The sequence below is a fragment of the Amycolatopsis sp. lyj-84 genome (genome assembly GCF_046549075.1).
Lineage (GTDB): Bacteria > Actinomycetota > Actinomycetes > Mycobacteriales > Pseudonocardiaceae > Amycolatopsis.
The window spans coordinates 457376-479168 of the sequence record NZ_JAJPWO010000006.1; the positions used below are offsets into that span (position 1 = coordinate 457376).

General features: G+C 71.6%; 10 protein-coding genes and 3 pseudogenes. 12 read left to right on the forward strand and 1 reads right to left on the reverse strand.

Annotated features, from left to right (window positions below; all coding sequences use genetic code 11):
• Positions 1 to 598: 598 nt before the first annotated feature.
• The 11 genes and pseudogenes from ACLJRM_RS21165 (at position 599) to ACLJRM_RS21215 (ending at position 19356) form a co-directional block, all read left to right on the forward strand.
• Entirely contained in the window at positions 599 to 7162 is a 6564-nt protein-coding gene (locus tag ACLJRM_RS21165) for a type I polyketide synthase (protein WP_410664055.1), read from the forward strand.
• A gap of 67 nt (positions 7163 to 7229) precedes the next feature.
• Positions 7230 to 9680, forward strand: a pseudogene (locus ACLJRM_RS21170) (type I polyketide synthase); the annotation flags it as partial.
• A 192-nt stretch (positions 9681 to 9872) separates the two neighbouring features.
• A pseudogene (locus ACLJRM_RS21175) lies at positions 9873 to 10067 on the forward strand (hypothetical protein); the annotation flags it as partial.
• A gap of 129 nt (positions 10068 to 10196) precedes the next feature.
• Positions 10197 to 13004, forward strand: a pseudogene (locus ACLJRM_RS21180) (type I polyketide synthase); the annotation flags it as partial.
• 20 nt (positions 13005 to 13024) lie between these two features.
• A complete protein-coding gene (locus tag ACLJRM_RS21185) occupies positions 13025 to 14755 on the forward strand; it encodes an AMP-binding protein (protein ID WP_410664056.1) in 1731 nt (576 codons plus the stop codon).
• Complete coding sequence (locus ACLJRM_RS21190; RefSeq protein WP_101607305.1) at positions 14752 to 15621, forward strand: ferritin; 870 nt, start codon at positions 14752 to 14754, stop codon at positions 15619 to 15621. Before ACLJRM_RS21185 ends, ACLJRM_RS21190 begins: the two co-directional genes overlap by 4 nt.
• Positions 15618 to 16148 carry a PaaI family thioesterase gene (locus ACLJRM_RS21195; RefSeq protein WP_410664057.1) on the forward strand — a complete coding sequence of 177 codons (531 nt, stop codon included), beginning with the start codon at positions 15618 to 15620 and terminating at the stop codon, positions 16146 to 16148. Before ACLJRM_RS21190 ends, ACLJRM_RS21195 begins: the two co-directional genes overlap by 4 nt.
• A complete protein-coding gene (locus ACLJRM_RS21200; protein WP_395882574.1) occupies positions 16145 to 16420 on the forward strand; it encodes an acyl carrier protein in 276 nt (91 codons plus the stop codon). Before ACLJRM_RS21195 ends, ACLJRM_RS21200 begins: the two co-directional genes overlap by 4 nt.
• A complete protein-coding gene (locus ACLJRM_RS21205; protein ID WP_410600964.1) occupies positions 16417 to 17286 on the forward strand; it encodes an SAM-dependent methyltransferase in 870 nt (289 codons plus the stop codon). Before ACLJRM_RS21200 ends, ACLJRM_RS21205 begins: the two co-directional genes overlap by 4 nt.
• Positions 17283 to 18140 carry an acyl-ACP desaturase gene (locus tag ACLJRM_RS21210; RefSeq protein ID WP_410664058.1) on the forward strand — a complete coding sequence of 286 codons (858 nt, stop codon included), beginning with the start codon at positions 17283 to 17285 and terminating at the stop codon, positions 18138 to 18140. Before ACLJRM_RS21205 ends, ACLJRM_RS21210 begins: the two co-directional genes overlap by 4 nt.
• A gap of 16 nt (positions 18141 to 18156) precedes the next feature.
• Entirely contained in the window at positions 18157 to 19356 is a 1200-nt protein-coding gene (locus ACLJRM_RS21215) for a cytochrome P450 (protein ID WP_410664059.1), read from the forward strand.
• A 40-nt stretch (positions 19357 to 19396) separates the two neighbouring features.
• Here the strand turns inward: ACLJRM_RS21215 and ACLJRM_RS21220 are convergent, their stop codons facing one another.
• Positions 19397 to 20587, reverse strand: coding sequence for a YbiU family protein (locus tag ACLJRM_RS21220; protein ID WP_410664060.1), 1191 nt, complete (start codon positions 20585 to 20587; stop codon positions 19397 to 19399).
• Between the two features lie 83 nt (positions 20588 to 20670).
• Here ACLJRM_RS21220 and ACLJRM_RS21225 point away from each other — a divergent pair, with 83 nt between their 5' ends.
• On the forward strand, positions 20671 to 21762 hold the full coding sequence (locus tag ACLJRM_RS21225; RefSeq protein ID WP_410664061.1) for an ROK family protein: 1092 nt from the start codon (positions 20671 to 20673) through the stop codon (positions 21760 to 21762).
• Positions 21763 to 21793 lie beyond the last annotated feature (31 nt).

Sequence of the window (21793 nt, forward strand, 5' to 3'; positions counted from 1 at the left end):
ATGATTGTCGCAGGTCATGACCGGATGTCCGAGTTGCGACTGAATGGGCAATTCCGTCAAGGGGTCGTGAGTGGTAAAGAGCGTTAGAACGCTCTTTACCACTCACGACTCTCTCGTGCGACTACGCAAAGCAACTAAATTAGGAATCTCAATCCCGAGTAGTGTCCTTTGTGGATGGTCGAGCTCCGGGTTCGGTGCTGGCGACTTCGTCGGCATCCCGAATTCCGGGCTACCCCCTAAGCGCGGGAGCAGGGCGCGGTCGCGGTATAGGGGGTTGTCCGGCGTCGCGGGCGATCGCTAGGTTCGCTGAGCCATTTCCGAGTCAGGAAAACGGAACTCGACGAAATCCCGGTTGCCGGGACGCCGTCGGCGCGGACCGTTTTCCGGCACGAGTCCGCGCGGATATCGCCGGGACGGAATTCGTTCCGGCGGGACGGAAAGTGAGTGTTTGGCAATGGGAACAGCGAGCCGCTCCGGGCAGTTTTCGCCGTCGGACGCCACCAGCCCGCAATCGGCGTCGGTCGAAGGGGTTGACCGCATCGTGTCCGCCCCGGCGGCCGCCTGAGTCACCGACACTCGAAACGGAGACGGCGGTTCCATGGCCTTCGACAGCGGCACTGCTTCCGCGTCCCTGGCGGTCGTCGGGCTCGCGTCCGGACCGGAGCCGGCGGCGGAGATCGCGCGCCGGGCACTGGAGAACTCGGCGATCGTCCCCGGGCCGGCGGACGTGGTCGGGGTCTTCGCCGCCGGGCACCCGCCGGTCGGCGCCGAACTCGGCTTGACCGGTCCGGCGGAGACAGCGGAAGACTCGGCGATCCGCCTGGCCGCGGACAGCCTCCGCTCCGGAGCGTCCACTCTCGCGCTCGCCGGATGGACCTCGCCGGACCGCACCGTCTACACAGTACTGAAAGGCGCCGACCGCGCCGTCGCCGACGACGATCCGGTCCACTGCCTGCTCACCCCCGACGCTGTCGACGAGGATTTGTCCGAACTCGCGCAAGGCCTCAGCCCGGCCTCGGCGCTGCCGCCGCCAGACCGTCCCGCGACCCCTGAGAACAAGACGGCGGTGCCGATCCTCCTGTCGGCCGAAAGCCCGGAGGAACTGCGCGGCAAAGCCGGCACTTTGCTGGCACACCTGGAAAAAGCCGAGTCTCCACCACTGCTGGACGTCGCGCACACTCTGGCGGTCGCCCGGCCGCACCTGGCCTGCCGCGCGGCCGTGGTCGCCGCCGACCGCGAGGAGGCGACCGCCGGGCTGGCGGAACTGGCGGACGGAACGGCAGCTCCGGTCCGGGCGGGGAACGGGCGCAAGGTCGCGTTGATGTTCCCCGGCGAGGGCGGCCAACGCCCGGGCATGGGACGAGAGCTGTACTCACGGCTTCCGGTGTTCGCGGAAGCACTGGACGAAGTCTGCGCGCACCTGGACGCCGTCTCGACCTGGTCGGTCCGCGAACTCCTCCTCGGCGAAAGCGGAACCGGTGTCGACCCCGCCGACGAAGCCCTCTACAGCCAAGACGCCCTGTTCGCCCTGCAAGTCGCGCTGTTCCGTCAGTTCGAGAACTGGGGCGTACGCCCGGACTTCGTGGCCGGCCATTCCGTGGGCGAGTTGGCCGCGGCCACCGCCGCCGGGGTGTTCACCCTCCCGGACGTGTGCGCGGTGCTCGCCGAGCGGATCCGGTTGTTCCGTACGAAAACGACGGTCGGCGGCGCGATGGTGGCGATGCGCGTCACCGAGGCCGAAGCCCGCGAATCACTGGCCGGCCTGACCGGCAAGGCCGAGATCTCGGCGGTCAACGCGCCGCAGTCGGTGGTGCTCTCCGGCGACCGCGACGTCGTGCTGCGGATCGCCGAGGACTGGGCACGCCGCGGCCGCAAGGTCAAGCGGCTCGCGGTCGACCGCGCCTTCCACTCCCCGCACATGGCGCCGATGGCGGCCGACTTCGAGGAGTTCATCCGCGGCTTGCCCGCCCGGCCGCCGCGCATCCCGATCATCCCGGTGCACCCCGGGCTCGGCACCGACTCCGACGTGGTGTGCCGTCCCGAGTACTGGGGCGCGCAAGTCCGCGGCACCGGTCATTTCCTCGACTGCGTAAGGGGCTTGGCTGCCGCCGGGGTCGACACCTATCTCGACATGAGCGCCAACGGCGTCCTCGCCGCGCTCGTCGAGGAAACGCTCCCCGAGGCGGCGCGCGGCGACGTCTTCGTGACGTCGGCGTTGCGCGGCGCCCGATCCGAACTCCACGCAGTGCTCGGCGCGGCGGCCGGACTGCACGGGCACGGCGTGCCGCTCGCGTGGCCGAGCATCGTCGCGGGCCACCGGGTGCACCTGCCCGCCGAGACCGCCGAACCGGTCGAAACCCGGGCCCCGGCAAGGGATCTGGCCCGGGTCATCCGGGCCGAAACCGAGGCGTTGACCGGCGCGGACTACCGGGCGGACCGGACCTTCCTGGAACTGGGCCTCGACTCCGTCGCGGCGGTGGAACTCGTCCGGGTGCTGCGCCGCCGGACCGGCCTCCCGATCGCCACGACCGCGCTGTTCGACCACCCGACGCCGGAGCGGCTCGCCGCGCACCTGGACGGCACCGGACCCCGGACCGTGGTGGCCCCGCGCACGGCGTCGGACGAGCCGATCGCCATCGTGGGCATGAGCTGCCGGTTCGCGGGCGGCGTGCAGAATCCCGATGACCTGTGGCGGGTCGTCGCGGACGGCCGCTCGGTGATCGGGCCGATGCCCGAGGACCGCGGATGGGACGTCGAGACCCTCTACGACCCGGACCGGGTCCGTCCGGGCACCAGTTACGTGCGCGAGGGCGCGTTCCTGCACGACGCCGCCGAGTTCGACAACGCCTTCTTCGGCATCGGCGGACACGAGGCGCTGGAGATGGATCCGCAGCAGCGGTTGCTGCTGGAACTGGCCTGGGAAGCGTTCGAGCAGGCCGGGATCGACGCGACCGGGCTACGGGGGTCCGACACCGGCGTCTACGCCGGTTTGGCGCACGACGACTACGGCGCCGGCGGCCTCGACACCCGCGAGAACCTCGCGATCGGGACGGTCTGCAGCGTCGCGTCCGGGCGGATCTCGTTCGCCTTCGGCTTGCAGGGACCCAACCTCGCCATCGACACCGCATGTTCGTCGTCGCTCGTGGCGGTGCACCTGGCGGCGTCCGCGTTGCGCCGCGGCGAGTGTTCGCTCGCGCTGGCGGGCGGCGTGGCGGTGATGTCCTCACCGACGGTGTTCGTCGAGTTCAGCCGGCGAGGCGGGCTGGCGCCGGACGCGCGGGTGAAGCCGTTCGCCGAGGGCGCCGACGGCACCGCGTGGGGCGAGGGCGGCGGAATGTTCGTGCTGGAGCGGCTCTCCGACGCCCGCCGCCACGGCCATCCCGTCCTCGCGCTGGTCGCCGGGTCCGCGGTCAACTCCGACGGCGCCAGCAACGGTCTCACCGCCCCCAACGGCGCCGCCCAGCAACAACTTCTCGCCACCGCGCTCGCCGACGCCGGGCTCACGCCCGCCGAGGTCGACGTCGTGGAGACGCACGGCACCGGCACCGAGCTCGGCGACCCGATCGAGGCCGGGGCGCTCGCCGCGGTCTACGGCGCGGACCGTCCGGCGGACCGGCCGCTGCTCCTCGGCTCGCTCAAGTCGAACCTCGGCCACACCCAGGCCGCCGCCGGGGCCGCCGGAGTGCTCAAGATGGTGCTGGCGATGCGGCACGGCACCATCCCCGCCACGCTGAACGTCGACCGGCCCAGCTCCCATGTGGACTGGACCGGGGGCCTCCGCCTGGTCACCGAGGAGACCGAATGGCCGGACGGCGACCGCGTCCGGCGGGCGGGCGTCTCGTCGTTCGGCATCGGCGGCACCAACGCCCACGTGGTACTGGAACAACCTCCGGCAGAAGACGAACCCCCAGCGCCCAACGAGGTTTCCCCCGCTCCGCTGTGGACTCTATCGGCCGGCTCGCGGGACGCCCTCCGCGCACAGGCCGCCCGCCTGCTCGCGCACTCCGCCTCGCAGACCGACGCCCGCGACCTCGGGTTTTCGCTCGCCACGACGAGGGCCGCGCTCGCGCACCGAGCCGTCCTCACCGGCGACCGTCCACAGCTGACCCGCGCGCTGGCCGCGCTGGCGGCCGGCCGGACCGACCCCGCGCTCACCACCGGCGAGGCCGTGGACGGCGGATTGGCTTGCCTGTTCACCGGACAGGGCAGCCAGCGCCTCGGAATGGGCCGCGCGCTGGCCGAGCGGTACCCGGTGTTCGCTCGCGCCTTCGACGAGGTGTGCGCCGAGTTTCCCCTGCCGCTGCGCGAAGTCATGTTCGGCGAGGACCAGGACCGCCTGGACCGCACCGAATTCACGCAGCCCGCGGTGTTCGCGTTCGAGGTCGCGGCGTTCCGGCTGCTGGAGCACTGGGGCATTCGCCCGGATCTGCTGCTCGGGCATTCGATCGGCGAGCTGGTCGCGGTGCACGTCGCCGGGGTGCTGTCGCTGCCGGACGCGTGCCGGATGGTCGCCGCGCGCGGCTCGCTCATGCAGGCGTTGCCCGAAGGGGGCGCCATGTGGGCGGTGGCCGCCACCCCGGACGAACTCGGCGAGCTGCCGCCGGGAGTTTCGGTGGCCGCGGTCAACGGTCCGCGTTCGGTGCTGCTCTCCGGCGTCGCCGAGGCCGTCGCGACGGTGGCGGAACGGTTCCGCGAGCAGGGCCGCCGGACCAAACGCCTGCGTGCCTCGCACGCCTTCCACTCCGAGCTGATGACGCCGATGCTGGCCGAGTTCCGCGCGGTGGTGGCAGAACTGGACTTCCGGCCGTCGCGTATTCCCGTGGTCTCGGGCTTGACCGGCCGGATCGCCACCGACGCAGAACTGTCCACACCGGACTACTGGGTGGCGCACGCCCGCGAGGCCGTCCGGTTCTTCGACGGCGTGCGGACGCTCGCCGACGAGGGCGCCACCACGTTCCTGGAGATCGGCCCCGGCGCGACCCTGACCGAGCTGGCCGCGGACTGCCTGGACGACGCCGAGGACACGGCCGTGCTCCCCGCGGTCCGGGACGACGACGTGCGCGCCGCGATCGCCGCCCTGCACGTGCGAGGGCACGGACCGGACTGGGCCGCCTGGTACGGCGGAAGCGGAGCGCGCCCGGTGCCCCTCCCGACCTACGCCTTCCAACGCAGCCGGTTCTGGCTGCCCCCCGAAACCGCACCCGCCGCGGAAAGCAGTGAGGACACGGAGTTCTGGGACGCCGTCGCCGGCGGCGACCCGGAGCGGTTCGGCAAGCTCCTCGGCACCGACCTCGACGTCACCGAGCTGCTGCCCGTGCTGGCGCGCTGGCGACGCGGCCGCGACCAGGACGCCGAGGCGGACCGGCTGCGGTACCGGATCAGCTGGCAGCCGGTCGCCGACCGCGACGCCACCAAACGGAACTGGGCCCTGCTGCACCCCGCCGGGCACTCTGTCCCCGAGCCGCTCGCCGCCGCACTCGGCGGCACCGTGCGCGCCGTCGAGCCCGGTGCCTCCCGCACCGAGATCGCCGCGCTCCTGCGCGAATGCGGACCGGCCGACGGCTTCGTGTCCTTGCTGGCGCTGGACGAACGGCCGCACCCGGACGCTCCCGGCGTTTCCGTCGGGCTCGCCCTGACCACCGCCCTCGTCCAGGCCGCGGCGGACCTCGACCTCGAGGTCCCGCTGTGGTGCGCGACCCAGTCCGCCGTCTCGACCGGCCCCGACGACCGCCTCGACGCGCCCGAACAGGCGATGACCTGGGGGCTCGGCCGGGTCGCGGCACTGGAACATCCGCGCTGGTGGGGCGGGCTGGCCGACCTGCCGCAGACGGTGGACCGGGCGGCGGCCGAACGGCTGGCCGGGGTGCTGGCCGGGGACGAGAACCAGATCGCGGTCCGCGCGTCCGGGGTGTTCGCGCGGCGTCTGCTGCGCGCCCCGGCGGCGAACGGGGCCGGCGGCTGGCCGCGCCGCGGCACCACCCTGGTCACCGGCGCGTTCGGCGCGCTGGGCCGCCGGCTCGCCCGGTGGCTGGCCGCCGAAGGCGTCGAGCGGCTGCTGCTGACCGGACGCCACACCGACGACCCCGGGTTCGTCGCCGAACTGACCGCGCTCGGCGCGGAGGTCGAGGCGGTCGCCTGCGACGTCGCCGACCGGCAGGCGGTGGCGGACCTGCTGGCCGCGATCCCCGCCGACCGGCCGTTGACCGCCGTCGCGCACGCGGCCGGGGTGCTGGACGACGGCGTCATCGGCGCGCTGGACCCGCAGCGCCTCTCGCGGGTGCTGCGCGGCAAGGCCGACGGCGCCCGCCACCTCCACGACCTCACCAGCGGACTGGAAGCGTTCGTGCTGTTCTCCTCCGCGACCGGAGCCGTCGGCAACGCCGGACAGGCCAATTACGCGGCGGCCAACACCTACCTCGACGCGCTCGCGGACCAGCGGCGTGCGGACGGGCTGCCCGCGACCTCGCTGGCCTGGGGGCCATGGGGCGACGGCGGCATGGCGGTGGACGGCGCGGACGCGACGGTGGTCGGGGATCGGTTGCGCCGCAACGGCATGACCGTGCTCGATCCCGACGTCGCCCTCGCCGCGATGGCGAAAGCGGTCGCCCGCGACGAGTCCGGTCTCGTGCTCGTCGACGTCGACTGGGACCGGTTCCTCCAGGCGTTCGCCGGCACCCGGCCCAGCCCGCTGTTCCGAGAGCTGCCGGAAGCCGGCCAGAGCCAGGCCGCCGCACCGGCGGCCGAACCGGCCACGCTGCGGCTGACGGGCCTGTCGACGGCGCAGCGCCGCCGCGAACTGCGCGACCTGGTCTGCGAGCACGCCGCGTCGATCCTCGGGCACGCCTCGGCCGCGCAGGTCCAGCCGAACCGGCCCTTCCACGAGCAGGGGCTCAGCTCGCTCGGCGTGGTCGAACTGCGCAATCAACTCGGCGCGCGGACCGGGCTGCGCGTGCCCGCGAGCGCTCTGTTCGACCATCCGACCCCGGTCGCGCTGGCCGGGTACCTGGAAGCCGAACTCGCGGACGCCCAGGCCGAAACGCCGACAGCGTCCGAAGAACCGACCGCGGCGGCCGAAGAAGGTTCCGAAGTGTCCGAAGCGGACGTGCTCGGCCGGGCCGAACGGGAAGTCTTGCTGGCGCTGGAGGATCTCATCGATGACTGACAACGGCGAGTTGCTGGCCACGCTGGACCGGGTGACCACCGCGCTGCGGGACACCAGGGAGCGGCTGCGCGCGACGCGGGCGCGGGAGCGGGAGCCGATCGCGATCGTCGGGGCCGGCTGCCGGTTCCCCGGCGGGGTGACCGACCCCGACGCGCTGTGGCGGCTGCTCGAAGACGGCAAGGACGCGGTGACGGCGTTCCCCGCCGACCGCGGCTGGCCCGCCGACCTCTCCGGCGCGGGCGGCTTCCTCTCCGACCCCGCATGGTTCGACGCCGCGTTCTTCGGTATCGGCCCGCGCGAAGCCGAGTCGATGGACCCGCAGCAGCGGTTGCTGCTGGAGGTCTCCTGGGAGGCGCTGGAACGGGCCGGCATCGACCCGGCTGACCTGCGAGGCTCCCGCACCGGCGTGTTCACCGGCACCAGCGAGCAGGACTACCGGCAGCTGTTGCTGCCCCGCCTGGACGAGCACGCCGACCATCTGGCGACGGGCACCTCGGCCGCCGTGGTGTCCGGGCGGGTCGCCTACCTGCTCGGGCTGGAAGGGCCGTCGGTCTCGGTCGACACCGCGTGCTCGTCCTCGCTGGTCGCCCTGCACCTGGCGGTGCGCGCACTGCGCGGGGGAGAATGCGACCTCGCGCTGGTCGGCGGCGCGCTGGTGATGTCCACCCCCGGCATCTACCGCGCGTTCGAACAGCAGGGCGCGCTCGCCGCTGACGGGCGCTGCAAGGCCTTCGGCGACGGCGCGGACGGCGTCGGCTGGGGCGAAGGCGCCGGCGTCGTCGTGCTGGAACGCCTGTCCGACGCCCTCGAACAGGACCGTCCCGTGCTGGCCGTGGTCCGCGGCACCGCGATCAACTCCGACGGTGCCTCCAACGGCCTGACCGCGCCCAACGGACTGGCCCAGCAACGCGTCATCCGCGCTGCCCTCGCCGACGCCGGGCTGCGCCCCGAGGACATCGACGCGGTCGAGGCGCACGGCACCGGCACCCGGCTCGGCGACCCCATCGAGGTCGCCGCCCTGCAAGCGGTCTTCGACGGGGACCGGGCCGCGCCGCTCGCCCTCGGCTCGGTCAAGTCCAACCTCGGGCACAGCCAGGCCGCCGCCGGGGTCGCCGGACTGCTGAAAATGGTGCTCGCCCTGCAGCACCGCACCCTGCCCCGCACCCTGCACGCGGACACCCGTTCGTCCCAAGTGAGCTGGACCGGCGCGGTCGAGGTGCTCACCGAGAACCGCCCGTGGCCGGCCGAGGAAGGGCGGCCGCGCCGGGCCGGCGTGTCCGCGTTCGGCATCAGCGGCACCAACGCGCACGCGGTCGTCGAAGAGGCACCGGAGCGCCCCGCCGCCGCACCGGCCGGGAAGGACCAGCTGCCCTGGGTGCTGTCCGCGCGCACCGAATCCGCTTTGCTGGCCAAAGCCGGACAGCTGCTGTCCCATGTGGACGGACGTGATCCGGTGGCGCTGGCACACGCGTTGATCGCTTCGCGCAGCACCTTCGAACACCGCGCTGTCGTGCTGGACGAAGACCCGCGGATGGCGCTGGACGTGCTGGCCTACGACTCGATCACTCCCGGCCTGGTGCGCGGGACCGCCGATCTGACCGGCAAGGTCGTGTTCGTCTTCCCCGGACAGGGCGGCCAGTGGGCGGGCATGGCCGCGGACCTGCTCGACAGCTCCCCGCTGTTCCGCGAGCACCTCGAACGGTGCGCCCGCGCGCTGGCCCCGCACACCGACTGGGACCTCCTCGCCGTCCTGCGGCAGGACCCGGACGCGCCGTCATTGGAGCGCGTCGATGTCGTGCAGCCCGCGTTGTTCGCGGTGATGGTGTCGCTCGCCGCCGTCTGGCGTGCCTCGAATATCGAACCGGACGCGGTGATCGGCCACAGCCAGGGCGAGGTCGCCGCCGCGCACGTCGCGGGAGTGCTGAGCCTGGAAGACGCCGCGCTCGTGGTCTGCCGTCGCGCGAAGGCGTTGACCGCGCTGTCCGGCCTCGGCGGCATGGTCTCGGTCGAACTGTCCGCCGAGCTGCTGCGGCCCCGCCTGGACGAGCGGCTGGTGCTCGCCGCGATCAACGGGCCGGATGCGGTGGTCGTCGCCGGAGCTCCCGAAGCGCTCGACGCGCTGGTGACCGAGATGGCCGAGTCCGGGATCAAGGCTCGCCGCCTGGAGGTCGACTACGCCTCGCATTCTCCGGCGGTGGAGCTGGTCCGCGAACGGCTGCTCGCCCAACTGGCCCCGGTCACGCCCCGGGCCGCGGAAATCCCGTTCCACTCCACGGTGACCGCTTCCGTGCTGACCGGCACCGAACTCGACGCCGAGTACTGGTACCGGAACCTGCGCCAGCCGGTGCAGTTCGCCGAAACGCTGGCGGGCCTGCCGACGCCGGAGTTCGCCTTCTTCGTCGAGGTCGGCCCGCATCCGGTGCTCGTGCCCGCAATGGCCGCGACGGTGGGGGAAGACGCCGTCGTCACCGGCACCCTGCGCCGCGACGAAAGCGGCCGGGGAGCGTTCTTCGGCGCGCTGGCCGAGGTCTACGTCCGCGGGTTGAGTCCGAAGTGGACGGAACTGGGCGAGCCGGGCGGTCCCGGGTTCGCCGCGCTGCCGACCTACCCGTTCGAACGCAAGCGGTTCTGGTTGGCGCAGAAGGAAGTCCGCCGCAGCACGCATCCGGTGCTCGACCCGCCGGTCGAGCTGGCGGGCACCGGCGAACTCGTGCTCGCGGGCCGGCTGTCGACGGCGGAGACGCCGTGGCTGGCCGATCACCGCGTGCTGGACGCGGTGGTGCTGCCCGGCACCGCATGGCTCGAACTCGCCTTGCAGGCCGCTGCCGCTGCCCGGTGCCCGGCGGTCAAGGAGCTCACCCTGGAACGTCCGCTGATCCTGCCGAACGACGCGACGGTGGCGGTCCAACTGCGGGTCGGAGCCCCGGATGCGGACGGGCAACGCGGCCTGGAACTGCACGCGAGGGTCGACGGCTCGGCGTGGGTCCGGCACGGCGAAGGGATTCTCAGCCCGCAGCAGGCGGAACCCGAGCCACTCGGCGCGTGGCCGCCGGAAGGTGCGGAATCGGTCGCGCACGACGGGCACTACGCCGGCCTGATCGAGCGAGGACTGCGTTACGGCCCGGCCTTCCAGGGCTTGCGCGAGGTGTGGCGACGCGGTGACGAGGTCTTCGCCGAGATCAGCTGCCCGGTCGACACCAAGGGTTTCACCGTGCACCCGGCGCTGCTCGACTCCGCCTTGCACGCCCTCGGCTTCGCGGCCGGCGTCCCCGCCGTCGACGGCCCGATGTTGCCGTTCAGCTGGACCGACGTGACCGCGCATTCCGCTCGCCCGGCGGCGTTGCGAGTTCGCCTGCGCGGCGAGCTGGGCGGCTCGGTGCGGCTGGACGTCGCCGACGACCACGGCACTCCGGTGCTGTCGGTGGCCTCCCTGGCACTGCGGCCTGCCGCGGCCCGCGACGGCGTGCCCAGGGACGCGCTGTTCCGGGAGAAATGGGTCGAGGTTCCCGCCACCGGCAGCGCCGCGGGCACTGTCGTGGCTGTCGGCACGGACACCGCACAGTTCCCCGCGTACGCGGACCTGAACGCGCTGGCCGCCGCTGTCGTGGCGGGAGAACCGGTGCCGAACGCGGTGCTCGTCGACGCTTCCGAGGGCTCGGTGCGGGATTCCGCGCACCGGGCGCTGGCGCTGGTGCAGTGGTGGCTCGCCCATCCGGCGTTCGCCGCGTCGAAGCTGGTGTTCCGCACGACGGGCGCGGTCGCGGCCAGGGGCGGCGACGAGCTGCGCGACCTGGCCGGCGCGGGCGTGAGCGGCCTGGTGCGCTCCGCCCAGACCGAGGAACCCGGCCGGTTCGTCCTGCTCGACGCCGACGAGGTCACGCCCCTGACCGTGGCTGCCGCGCTCGGCACCGGCGAACCCGAACTCGCCCTGCGCGGGGGAGTGCTGCTGGCACGCCGCCTGGTGCGGGCGTTCGCCCCGACGCCCACGCGGTTCGCCGGCGCGGACGACGTCGTGCTGATCACCGGCGGCACCGGCACCCTCGGCGGACTCCTCGCCCGCCACCTGGCGACCGCCCACGGCGTGCGGCGGCTGGTGTTGCTCAGCCGCCGCGGCTCCGCCCCGGAACTGGTCGCCGGACTCGCCGGGCTCGGCGCGACGGCCGTCGTGGAGTCCTGCGACGTCACCGACCCGGCCCAGCTGTCCCGCGTGCTCGCCGAACACCAGCCGACCATCGTCGTGCACGCGGCGGGCGCGCTCGCCGACGGCGTCGTGGCGGCCCAGACCCCGGAGCAGCTGGACGCAGTGCTGCGGCCGAAGGCGGAGGCCGCGCTGCACCTGCACGAACTCACGAAAGACAAGCCGCTCAAGGCGTTCGTGCTGTTCTCCTCGGCCGCGGCCGTCGCGGGCAGCGGCGGCCAGTCGAACTACGCCGCCGCGAACGCGGTCCTCGACGGGCTCGCCCGTCGGCGGCACGTACTCGGCCTGCCCGCGCTTTCGCTGGCGTGGGGGCGATGGGCCGAGCGCAGCGATCTGACCCGGCACCTCGCCGTCGGCCCCGACGAACTGGCCACCGAGGAAGCGCTCGCGCTGTTCGACGTCGCGGTGTCGCTGCGCGATCCCGTGCTGGTGCCCGCCCGGTTCGACCCGGAGGGCGCCGGGGATCGGCCCCTGCTGCGGGAACTGGCCGAACGGCCGGACACCGAGGACGGCGACCTGCGGCAATGGCTGGACGGCCTCGCCGGCCAGGAACGGGAACAAGCGCTGCTCGACTTCGTCCTTACCACCGTCGCGGGCGCGCTCGGGCACGAGGACGCGACGGAACTGCGCCCCACAGCCGGATTCCTGGAGATCGGCGTCGACTCGCTGGCCGCGGTCCGGATCCGCAACCAGCTCGCCGGGGCGCTGCGGCTGCGGCTGCGCGCGACGGTGACCTTCGACCATCCCAGCCCTGTGGTGCTGGCCCGGCACCTGGCCGAACTGCTGGCCACCGGCGCGGAGGAGGCGATCGACGAGGAAGGCGCGCGGATGCGCGAATCGGTGCTGATCGCCCGCGACTCCGAATGGCAGGCGACCCGCACCTTCGCCGACTCCGTCGCCGATTTGGCCGAGCGGACCGTCCCGGTCCGGCTCGCCGGCGGCGACGCGCGCACCGCGCTGGTCTGCGTCCCCGGCATCGTCGGCATGTCCGACCCGGTGCAGTTCGCGCGGCTGGCCAGGTCTTTCAAGGGCGAGCGGGACGTCTGGGCGGTGCGGCACCCGGGGTACCGCCGCGCCGAGGCACTGCCCCGGACCCGGGAAGTGCTGGTCGACCTGCACGCGGAGGCCCTGCGCGCCGAACTCGGCGACCAGCCGTTCGTGCTGACCGGACTGTCCGCGGGCGGACTGGTCGCGCACCAGATCGCGCGCCGCCTGCACGAACTGGGCACCCCGCCCGCCGGGGTGGTGGTGCTCGACAGCTACGTGCCCAGCGAGCATCAGCGGCTGGTCCGGCTGCTGCCGGGGCTCGGCGAGGAAGCACAGGCCCGGATGGACAATCCGGACCTCGCGGTCCCCGGCGACGACGGCTGGATCACCGCGATGCTGCACTACCAGGACTTCGACTGGGCCCCGGCCGAACTGCCGATCCCGGTGCTGTTCGTCCGCGCTGCCAAGCCGCTGGAGGGCTGGCCGTCGGACTGGGCGCCGGTCTGGCCGTTCCCGCACACGCTCGCCACCGCCCCCGGCAATCACTTCACCATCCTCGAGGAGCACGCGGCGGACACCGCGGCGCTGATCGGGGCATGGCTGCGCGACACCCTCTCGCCCGCGGGCGACGAGCAATCCGACCGGACGACCACCTGAGGGGATCCACCGTGCCACCCATGCGAACCGCCCGGCTGGCCGGGGACACACTTGGCGAAAGCCTTGCCCTGCTGGCGAAATCGACCCCCGAGGCGCACGCCAGGTTCCCCACCGCGGGCGACGGGATCACCGCCGCCGAACTGGACCTCGCCGCCACCGCCGCCGCGCACGAGTTCCTCCGCGCCGGGGTGCGCCCCGGCGACGTGGTCGGCGTGCTGGTGCCGACCGCGGCCCGCTTCTTCACCACGATCTTCGGCCTCTGGCGCGCCGGGGCCGCGGTGAGCGTGCTGCCGGTGCAGGCCGGATTCGCGGACGTGCCCAACACCGCGCGGCGGCTGGCCCGCATCGTGACCGCCGCGGGCATGCGCAACCTCGTGCTCGACCCCGGCTACGCCGAACTCGGCGAGGCGCTGCGGGACCTCGGCACCGGCGTGGCGCTGGTGCCGCCGCCGGACCCGCACGGCACCGGCGACGCGCGCTCGCTGCCGACCGTCGAACCGGACTCGCTGGCCGTCGTGCAGTTCACCTCGGGCAGCACGAGCCTGCCCAAGGGCGTGATGCTGCCGCATGCCACGACCATGGCCGGACTGCGGGGCTGCGTGGTCTCCGGCGCGTTCAGCCCCGACGACGTGTTCCTCCAGTGGGTGCCGACCTTCCACGACATGGGACTGATCGGGGTCCAGTCGCACTGGCTGAACGGCGCGGACGTGCACGTCTTCGCGCCGACCACCTTCCTGCGGCGCCCGGAAGCGGTGCTGGCGCACTTCGCCGAGCACCGCGGCACCGTGATGACCGGCCCCAACTTCTCCTACGACTACCTCGTCGACCGCGTCCCCGCCGAGCGGCTGGCCGCCATGGACCTCTCCAGCTGGCGGCTGGCCTTCAACGGCGCGGAACCGGTCAGCGCGGCGACCGTCCGCCGGTTCGCCGAAGCCTTCGCGCCCGGCGGCGTGGACCCGTCGGTGATGTACCCGGTGTACGGGATGGCCGAAGCCACCCTGTCGATCAGCTACCCCAGCCCGGGTTCCCTCCCGCAGATCCGCGCGGTGGACCGCCAGGAGCTCAGCGGCACCGGCCTCGCGCGTCCGGTGCCCGAATCCGCGGGCGCGGCCAAGCCGGTGGTTTCGGTCGGCCGCGCGGTGCACGGCATCGAGCTGCGGGTGATGCGCGACGACGGGGCCGTCGCCGCCGACGGCGAACTGGGCGAAATCCAGATCACCGGCGAAGCGGTGACCACCGGCTACTTCCGTGACCCCGAAGCGACCGCCGCGGCGTTCGACTCCGGCTGGTTCCGCACCGGCGACCTCGGCTTCGAATGGGACGGCGAGCTGTACGTCACCGGGCGGCGCAAGGAGATGGTCGTGGTGCACGGCCAGAACTTCTTCCCCGACGACGTCGAGACCGTCGCCCGGACCGTGCCCGGGATCTACCGCGGCCGGTGCGTCGCCTTCGCTGACACCGACGACGACGGCGGCGAACGGATCGGCGTGATCGTCGAGACCGCCGAAGACGCCGCCACGGTCAGCGAGGCGGTCCGTCGGCGGATCGCCGCCGAGGTGGACCTGCCGCGGGTGGCGGTCTACCCCGTCAAACCGCGCTGGATCCCGCGCACCACCAGCGGGAAATGGCAGCGGGTCCTGGCCGCGCGGCTCCTCGCCGAGGGCGCTGGAGGCACTGCGGGTACTGCGGGCGCCAAGGACCGGGCCGAAATTTCCGAGACCGCACCCGACGCGCAAGGAGAACGAGTGTGAACACCAGGACGACTTCGCGGGCCGGCGTGCCCCTGCTCGCCGACGAGCAGATGCACAGTGCCCGCATCTTCGCCGAATACCAGCACGCCACCTGGGAAATGCACCACATCCCGTGGCAGGATTTCACCCCGCAGGCGGTGCGGCCCGAGCACGTGGTCTTCGCCAAGGGCGCGATCATCGGCGAGTCCAATGTGGTCGCCGCGACGCACGGGCTGCTCAACGAGTTCGGCATGGACTACGACTTCTCGCAGTTCACCTGCATCTGGGGCTACCAGGAGATCCAGCACCACCTCGCGTTCCAGACCTGGTTGCAGCTGGCGGGCCACAGCATCGAGCACCGCACCATCGCGTCGATGCGCGAGGCGTACCCGCCGGGCGTCACCCGGGCGGCGACCTTGGCCACCAACGTGATCTGCGAGGTGCTCGCCACCCACGCCTACAAGTGCGTGGCGCGCAGCATGGAAGAGCCGGTGCTGGCGGAGATCCTGCGCAAAGCGAGCGGCGACGAAGCCCGGCACGCGCGCGAATTCGTGTACTACACGGCGCAGCAGCTGGCCGAGCGGCCCGAAGAACTCGCTTCGGTGGTCGAAACCCTCTACATCTACATGGGCACCACCCGCGACCTGTACCGCCACCCGGTGAGCCGCTTCAAGGGCAACCTGCCCGAGCTGGAGGGCCACGAGACCATCGACGAGATGTTCGCCTACTTCGCCGAGGTCGACGAGGACGGCGCAGAGTGGGCGAAGTGCTGCGAGCAGCTGTTCAAGTACTTCTCCACGATCACCGGGTACAAGCTGACGAAAATGGCCGACGTCCGGCGCGCGATCGCCGAGGAGTCGATCAAGGCCGAGGCGGCCGCGGTATGACCGTCGCGTCGTCTCTGCCGGGGGAGGAGATCGAATTCCCCTGGCACGCCGAACCGTCGTTCAACTGCTTCGGCTGCGGGCCGCGCAACCCGGTCGGCCTCAAACTGCGGATGCGGAAGCTGTCGAACGGCGAATTCGGTGCGGTGACAGTGTTTTCGCCGGACTACGCGTCCTACCCGGGGATCGTGCACGGCGGCATCGTGCACGTGCTGCTGGACGAGGTCATGGGCGACACTCTCGCGCTGGTGCACGGCATGCTCGCGTTCTCGGTGAGCCTGAGCAGCCGGATGCTGCTGCCGCTGCGCGTCGACGTGCCGTACACGACGGCCGCGCGGATCGCCGGACAGGGCAACGGCGTGCTGCACACCGAAGCCGAGATCACCGGACCGGACGGCGAGGTGCACGTGATGGCGCGCGGCACCTTCCAGCCGATCCGCTCCGAACAGGCGAAGGACCTGATGGATCTGGACGAGGCCGCGTTCGGCCGCGTCAGCCACTATTTCGACCACGGAACAGGAGAATCATGAGCACCGACACGATCACCCGCGAGGAGATCGCGGCCGCGACCGCCGAGACCCTCGCCGGGGAGCTGAAGATCCCGGCCGCCGACATCGCCGCCGACGACGTCCTGCGGGACCTGCCCGGCGCGGACTCGATGAAGATGCTGCGCGTGGTGTCCAAACTGGAACGCCGGTGGGACGTCGAGTTCGAGGACGAGCAGATCTTCGCGGTCAAGACCGTCGACGAACTGGTCGAGCTGGTGCGGAAGGGCATCGGAGACGAGCTGGCGGGGTCATGACCGCGACGACCCCGCAGCAGGCGCGCGACGCGACGAACCAGCATTACGAGCTGCCGCCGGAGCTGTTCGCGCTCTATTTGGACCAGCGGTTGAAGTACAGCTCCGGGCTGTACGACGCCGAGCACACCGACCTCGACGACGCGCAGACGAACAAACTGCGCTTCGTCGCGCGCGAACTCGGCCTGCGCGGCGGGGAGCGGCTGCTCGACATCGGCTGCGGCTGGGGAAGCCTGCTGCTGTTCATGGCACAGGAATACGACTGCCGCGTGACCGGTGTGACGCCGTCCGGACCGCAGGCGGACTTCATCCGGGCGCGCGCGGAAGAAATGGGCGTCTCCGAACTGGTCACGCTGGTGCCCGGGGCTTTCACCGGCGTCGAGGTCCCCGGGCCGTTCGACGCGGTGACCATGCTGGGCTCGATCGTGCACATGCCCGACCGGACCGACGTGCTGCGCAAGGTTCGCGGGCTGCTGCGGCGGAACGGGTCGCTGTACGTGTCGGAAAGCTGTTTCCGCGACCACGAGACCTACCGCGAGTTCTCCCGGCGGCCCGGCACCGTGCACGTCACCGACGGCATTTTCGGCTTCGCCGACATGGTGCCCGCGTCGGTGCTGGTGGAGGCGATGGAGGCGGCGGGGTTCAGCCTCGCCGGGCTGACCGACCTGACCGCGCACTACCACCGCACGATCGAGCAGTGGGAGGAACGCGTGCACGCCCGGCGCGAGCGCGTCGAAGAGGTCGCGCCCGGTATGAGCGAACCGCTGGTCCGATACCTGCAGACGGCGAACGCGGGCTGGGGCTACACCACCAAGCACTACGCGTTCACCGCGGTCAAATCGCGCATGGGCCCGACGGAGGTGCGATGAACCCGGCCGCGGAGCCCGGCATTGGTGCGGGACTGCCGCCGGAGGAGATGCGGCGGCTGGCCGGCTTCGCGGTCAGCCGCGCGGGCGCCCGGCAGTGGTCGGTCGACGATCTGGCGTGGGACGCGCTGCGCCCGGAGGAGCTGACCGAGACCGACAGTTCGGTGGTCCGGTTCATCACCTTCATCGAGGACCACATTCCCGGGTACCTCACGTATTTCCTCGAAGCGTTCCCGGTCTCCGGCGGCGATCAGGCCATCGAGGAGTTCTGCTTCAACCGGGAGTACTTCCGGTTCCTGATCTCCTGGGCCAACGACGAGGAACGGCACGCCTCGGTGCTGACCAGGTACCAGATCGAGGCGGGCATCAGCGATCCGGACACGCTGATGCGGGAGCTGGCGGAGGAGGGGCGGAAGAAGTTCGCGCTGCCCTATGAAACGCCGGTGCAGGCGTTCACCTACACGCTGGTGCAGGAGAAGGCGACGCAGCTGTTCTACCAGCGGTTCAAGGCGGTCGCTGCGGAGCCGGTGCTGCGCGATCTGCTGCACCGGCTGGCCCGTGACGAAGCCCGGCACTTCGCGTTCTACAGCGAACTCGTCGGCGCCTACGTCGAGCGCCACGGACTCGGCGCGACGGTGGCGGACCTGAAGGACGTGCTGGCCACGTTCCGGATGCCGCTGGCCGACACGCTCAAGGGCTATTGGCGGTGGTCGATGAAGGTCGCCGACGCCACGTCGTACGACCACACCGAGGCCTACGACGCGCTGGTGCGGCTGGTCACCGGCTTCGCAGGCGAGAGCGGCCGGGCCTCCGCCGCGGACCTGACCGAGTTCGTGCACCGGATCCGCGCCATCTGACCAGGGACGAGACGAGATGAGCACACTGTTCGACCCCCGCGACCCCGCGGTACGCACCGATCCGTACCCGGTGTACCGGAAGCTGCGGGAGACCGATCCGGTGCACCAGTCGGACTTCGGGTTCTGGGTGCTCTCGCGCTACGCCGACGTGGATGCCGTGCTGTCCGCGCCCGGCGTGTCCAGCGAGTTCTACCGGAGCCAGAGCTGGACCGAACGGCGGGGCGGCCCGGACAGCCCGCTGGTGAGCAGCGTGCGAAGCTGGATGCTGATGCTGGACGGCCCCGCGCACCGGCGGATCCGCGCGGTGATCGGGAAAGTCTTCACCCGCGCCGCGGTAGACCGCCTCCGCCCGAGGGTGGCGGCGGAGACCAACCGCCTCCTCGACGCCGTCGGCGAGGGGCCCACAGACTTGATCGCCGACCTGGCCCTGCCGCTGCCGGTCACGGTCACCTGCGATTTGCTGGGTCTCCCGACGGAGCATCGGGACCAGTTCCGCCTGTGGACCGAACAGATCAGCCGGGTGATCGACCCGGCGATCACCGTCGAGGACTCGGCGGAGATGAACCGGGCGGAGACGGAGTTCCGGGAGTACGTCAAGGAGGAGCTGGACCGGCGCCGGGCCGAACCCCGGGAGGACATTCTGTCGCTGCTGGCCCACGCTGAGGTGGACGGCGTACGCCTGAGTGACCACGAGATCATTGCGAACATCCTGTTTCTGTTCGTGGCCGGTCATGAGACTACGGTGAACCTGATCGGGAACGGGTTGCTCGCGCTCTTGCGCCACCCGGACCAGTTGAAGCTGCTGCGGTCGAATCCGGACTCGATCCCCGGTGCGATGGATGAGCTGACGAGATACGACGCTCCGGTGCAGATCGTGTCGCGGCTGCTGGACGAGCCGGTGGGGCTTGGCGAGGCGGTGTTGCCGGCGGGGTCCAAGGCGATGTTGTTGTTCGGTGCGGCTTGTCGGGACCCGGAGCGGTATCCGGAACCGGATCGGTTGGATGTTACTCGGGGCGCGGTGAAGAATCTGGCGTTTAGTGGTGGGCCGCATTATTGCTTGGGTGCGGCGCTGGGGAAGATGGAAGCGGCGACGGTGTTGCGGGAATTGCTGGGGAGGTATCGGAGGATTGAGATGGTGGATGAGGGGGAGTTGCGCTGGCGGGGGAACGTGAGCTTTCGGGGGTTGGAGAGTTTTCCGTTGATGCTTAAGCATTAGGGGGAAGGTGTTCGGTGGGGTGGCAGGGCTTCACGAGGTTTCAGGCCCAGCCGGTTTCGTAGTTCTCGGGCGCGAAATCGCCAGGGCTCGCACCGGTGCGGAACGCTTCGTCGCATCGCGCGGCGTACGCGGCGTTCTTCTCGCAGTACGGACTCGCGGGGATGTACATGACGTTGCCCCAGCCCTGCTGGTCCTCGACCCCGGCGACGGAGTGGATCACGTCCCCGTGCCACCAGACGGTGTCGCCGGGCCCGACCTCCGGGATCGGCGTGAGCGCGGGCAGCAACGGTGCGTGCCAGCGTTCGTTCACCGGCAGGGCTTCCCCGTTCGCCGAGCCGCAGAGGTCGTCGTCGGCGACGTCGTCCTGCAAGGCGCGCAGCAGCAGGTAGACCATCGCGGACGGAATCGGGACGACGTGCAGGACACCCTCGGTGGGCCGCATGTCGGACAACGCCGTCCAGCCCTGGAAGGTGCGGAACGCGGAGCACATCACCGTGGAGGCGAACTCGTGGACCTCGGTCCGGTAAGCGCCGTCCCATGGGTCGTACGCCTCGACGTCGCCGTCGAAGACGTGGCGGAACACCTTCTGGTAGGCGGGAAGCAGCCAGCGTTCGACCGAGCCGGAATCGGTGTGCGGTGACAGGCCGTCGGAGCTCGTGCCGGGAGCACGACGGCGGACGCGATCGGGATAGGCGGTGTCGCGAGTGGGGTCGAACCACACCCGGCCCTCGGATTCGTGCTTCCAGAAGCCGTTGAGGAAGCCGCGTACCGCGACCATGTTGGCGTCTGCGCGCGCCTCCCTCTGCGGCCGTGACCAGTAGATCGGGAAGATCGCGGGCTTGCCCGCGGCGAGACCGCCGAACACGCCGTCGTCGAAACGGCGATACGCCTTCTCGAAGTCGTTGCGCTCCAGGTAGTCCGCCAGTTCACGGTCCCACGCCTCGGCCCGCTCGCGGGGAAAGGTGTTCTTGATGACCGCGCAGCCGCGCCGGCGAACGGCGGCGACCAGGTCTTCCGGCACGGTGCCGCCGGCGACGTCCTCGAACCGGATGATCGGCCAGATCTCCTCGCCGCTTTCGCGGAGGGCGACGATCTCGGCCACTTCGGCGCGCATCAGTTCCTCGGCCCTGGCGAACGCGTCCGCGACGTCTCCGATGCGGGCGCGGAGCCGGGCCTTGGTCTCGCGGATGGCGGCGGGGACGTCCGCGGGGAGTTCGGTGGTCAGGGTCATCGCTGGACCTCCAGTGATTTGGTAAGGTCACCTAACTAGAACCGTCCTGCCAAGGTAGACCGGCGAAAGAGGGGAGCGCAAGGGTGCCGTTGCCGCAAGCCGTCCTGCGTGAGGCCACCGACCGCCGTCTGCTGGAGGAGGTCGTGACCCGGGGCAGGGTCACGAGGGCCGAGCTCGCCGCGACGACGGGGTTGTCGAAGCCGACGGTCTCCGAAGCCGTGCGCAGGCTGACCGAAAGCGGTCTGCTGGAAGCGGCCGGGGCGCAGGAGACCGGGCGCCGCGGACGGGTCGGCACCTTCTACGAACTGGGACCGTCGGCGGGCTGGGTGCTCGCCATCGAGGTCGGCAAGGCCGGGGTGCGGGCGTGGTCGGCCGACCTCGCGGGTGCGGTGCTGCGCGAACACGAACGCCCGGCCGGTGTCGTGGGCGATGTCGAAGCGGTGGCCGCCGCCCTGCGTTCGGTCGTGTCCGACGCGGTATCCGAAGCGAGGGAAGGGGTGCTGCGCGCGGTCGCCGTCTCGATGGCCAACCCGGTCGACCCCGAGACGCACGACGTCATCGCCGTCCCGGCTTCGCCGTTCCCCGAAGGTCTCCTGAGCCCCGCGGACATCCTTGCCAGCATCGTGACGGCGCCGGTCTTGGTGGACAACGACGTCAACCTCGCCGCGCTCGCCGAACAACGCGCCGGTGGTGCCGCCGGGGTGTCGAGTTTCGCCTATGTCTACGTGGGCGCGGGTCTCGGTGTCGGGTTGTACATCGGCGACAGGCTGGTCCGCGGCGCACACGGACTGGCGGGGGAGATCGGGTATCTGCCCGGCGCCGGTCCGGGCACGCTCTCCGCCGAGCTCGCCGCCGGAATCGGTGGTGCGGGCGCACGATCGAACGATGTCGCGGTGGCCTTGCGGATGCTGGACGAGGGCGACACCGAGACGATCGGACGTGCCGTCGCGCGGGCGATCATGTCGATCACCGCCGTCGTCGATCCGGAACTCGTGGTGCTCGGCGGTCCGGTCGGCTGTCATCCGGCACTCCTGGAACCGGTGCGGGCCGCGCTCCCGCCGAGTCCCACCCGTCTCGAATACGGGACGCTCGGCACGCTCGCTTCACTCCACGGGGCTACGTTTTCGGCATTGGAACACGCACGGACCGCAGCTGTCCGGGTGATGTCGGGCTGAAGCCGGTTCCGTCACTCCCGTTGTCGCTAGT

Excerpts from the sequence above, each read along its gene's own strand:
- ACLJRM_RS21165 (WP_410664055.1), top strand. The coding sequence starts at position 599 with ATGGCCTTCGACAGCGGCACTGCTTCCGCGTCCCTGGCGGTCGTCGGG.
- ACLJRM_RS21185 (WP_410664056.1), top strand. The coding sequence starts at position 13,025 with ATGCGAACCGCCCGGCTGGCCGGGGACACACTTGGCGAAAGCCTTGCC.
- ACLJRM_RS21195 (WP_410664057.1), top strand. The coding sequence starts at position 15,618 with ATGACCGTCGCGTCGTCTCTGCCGGGGGAGGAGATCGAATTCCCCTGG.
- ACLJRM_RS21200 (WP_395882574.1), top strand. The coding sequence starts at position 16,145 with ATGAGCACCGACACGATCACCCGCGAGGAGATCGCGGCCGCGACCGCC.
- ACLJRM_RS21205 (WP_410600964.1), top strand. The coding sequence starts at position 16,417 with ATGACCGCGACGACCCCGCAGCAGGCGCGCGACGCGACGAACCAGCAT.
- ACLJRM_RS21210 (WP_410664058.1), top strand. The coding sequence starts at position 17,283 with ATGAACCCGGCCGCGGAGCCCGGCATTGGTGCGGGACTGCCGCCGGAG.
- ACLJRM_RS21215 (WP_410664059.1), top strand. The coding sequence starts at position 18,157 with ATGAGCACACTGTTCGACCCCCGCGACCCCGCGGTACGCACCGATCCG.
- ACLJRM_RS21220 (WP_410664060.1), bottom strand. The coding sequence starts at position 20,587 with ATGACCCTGACCACCGAACTCCCCGCGGACGTCCCCGCCGCCATCCGC.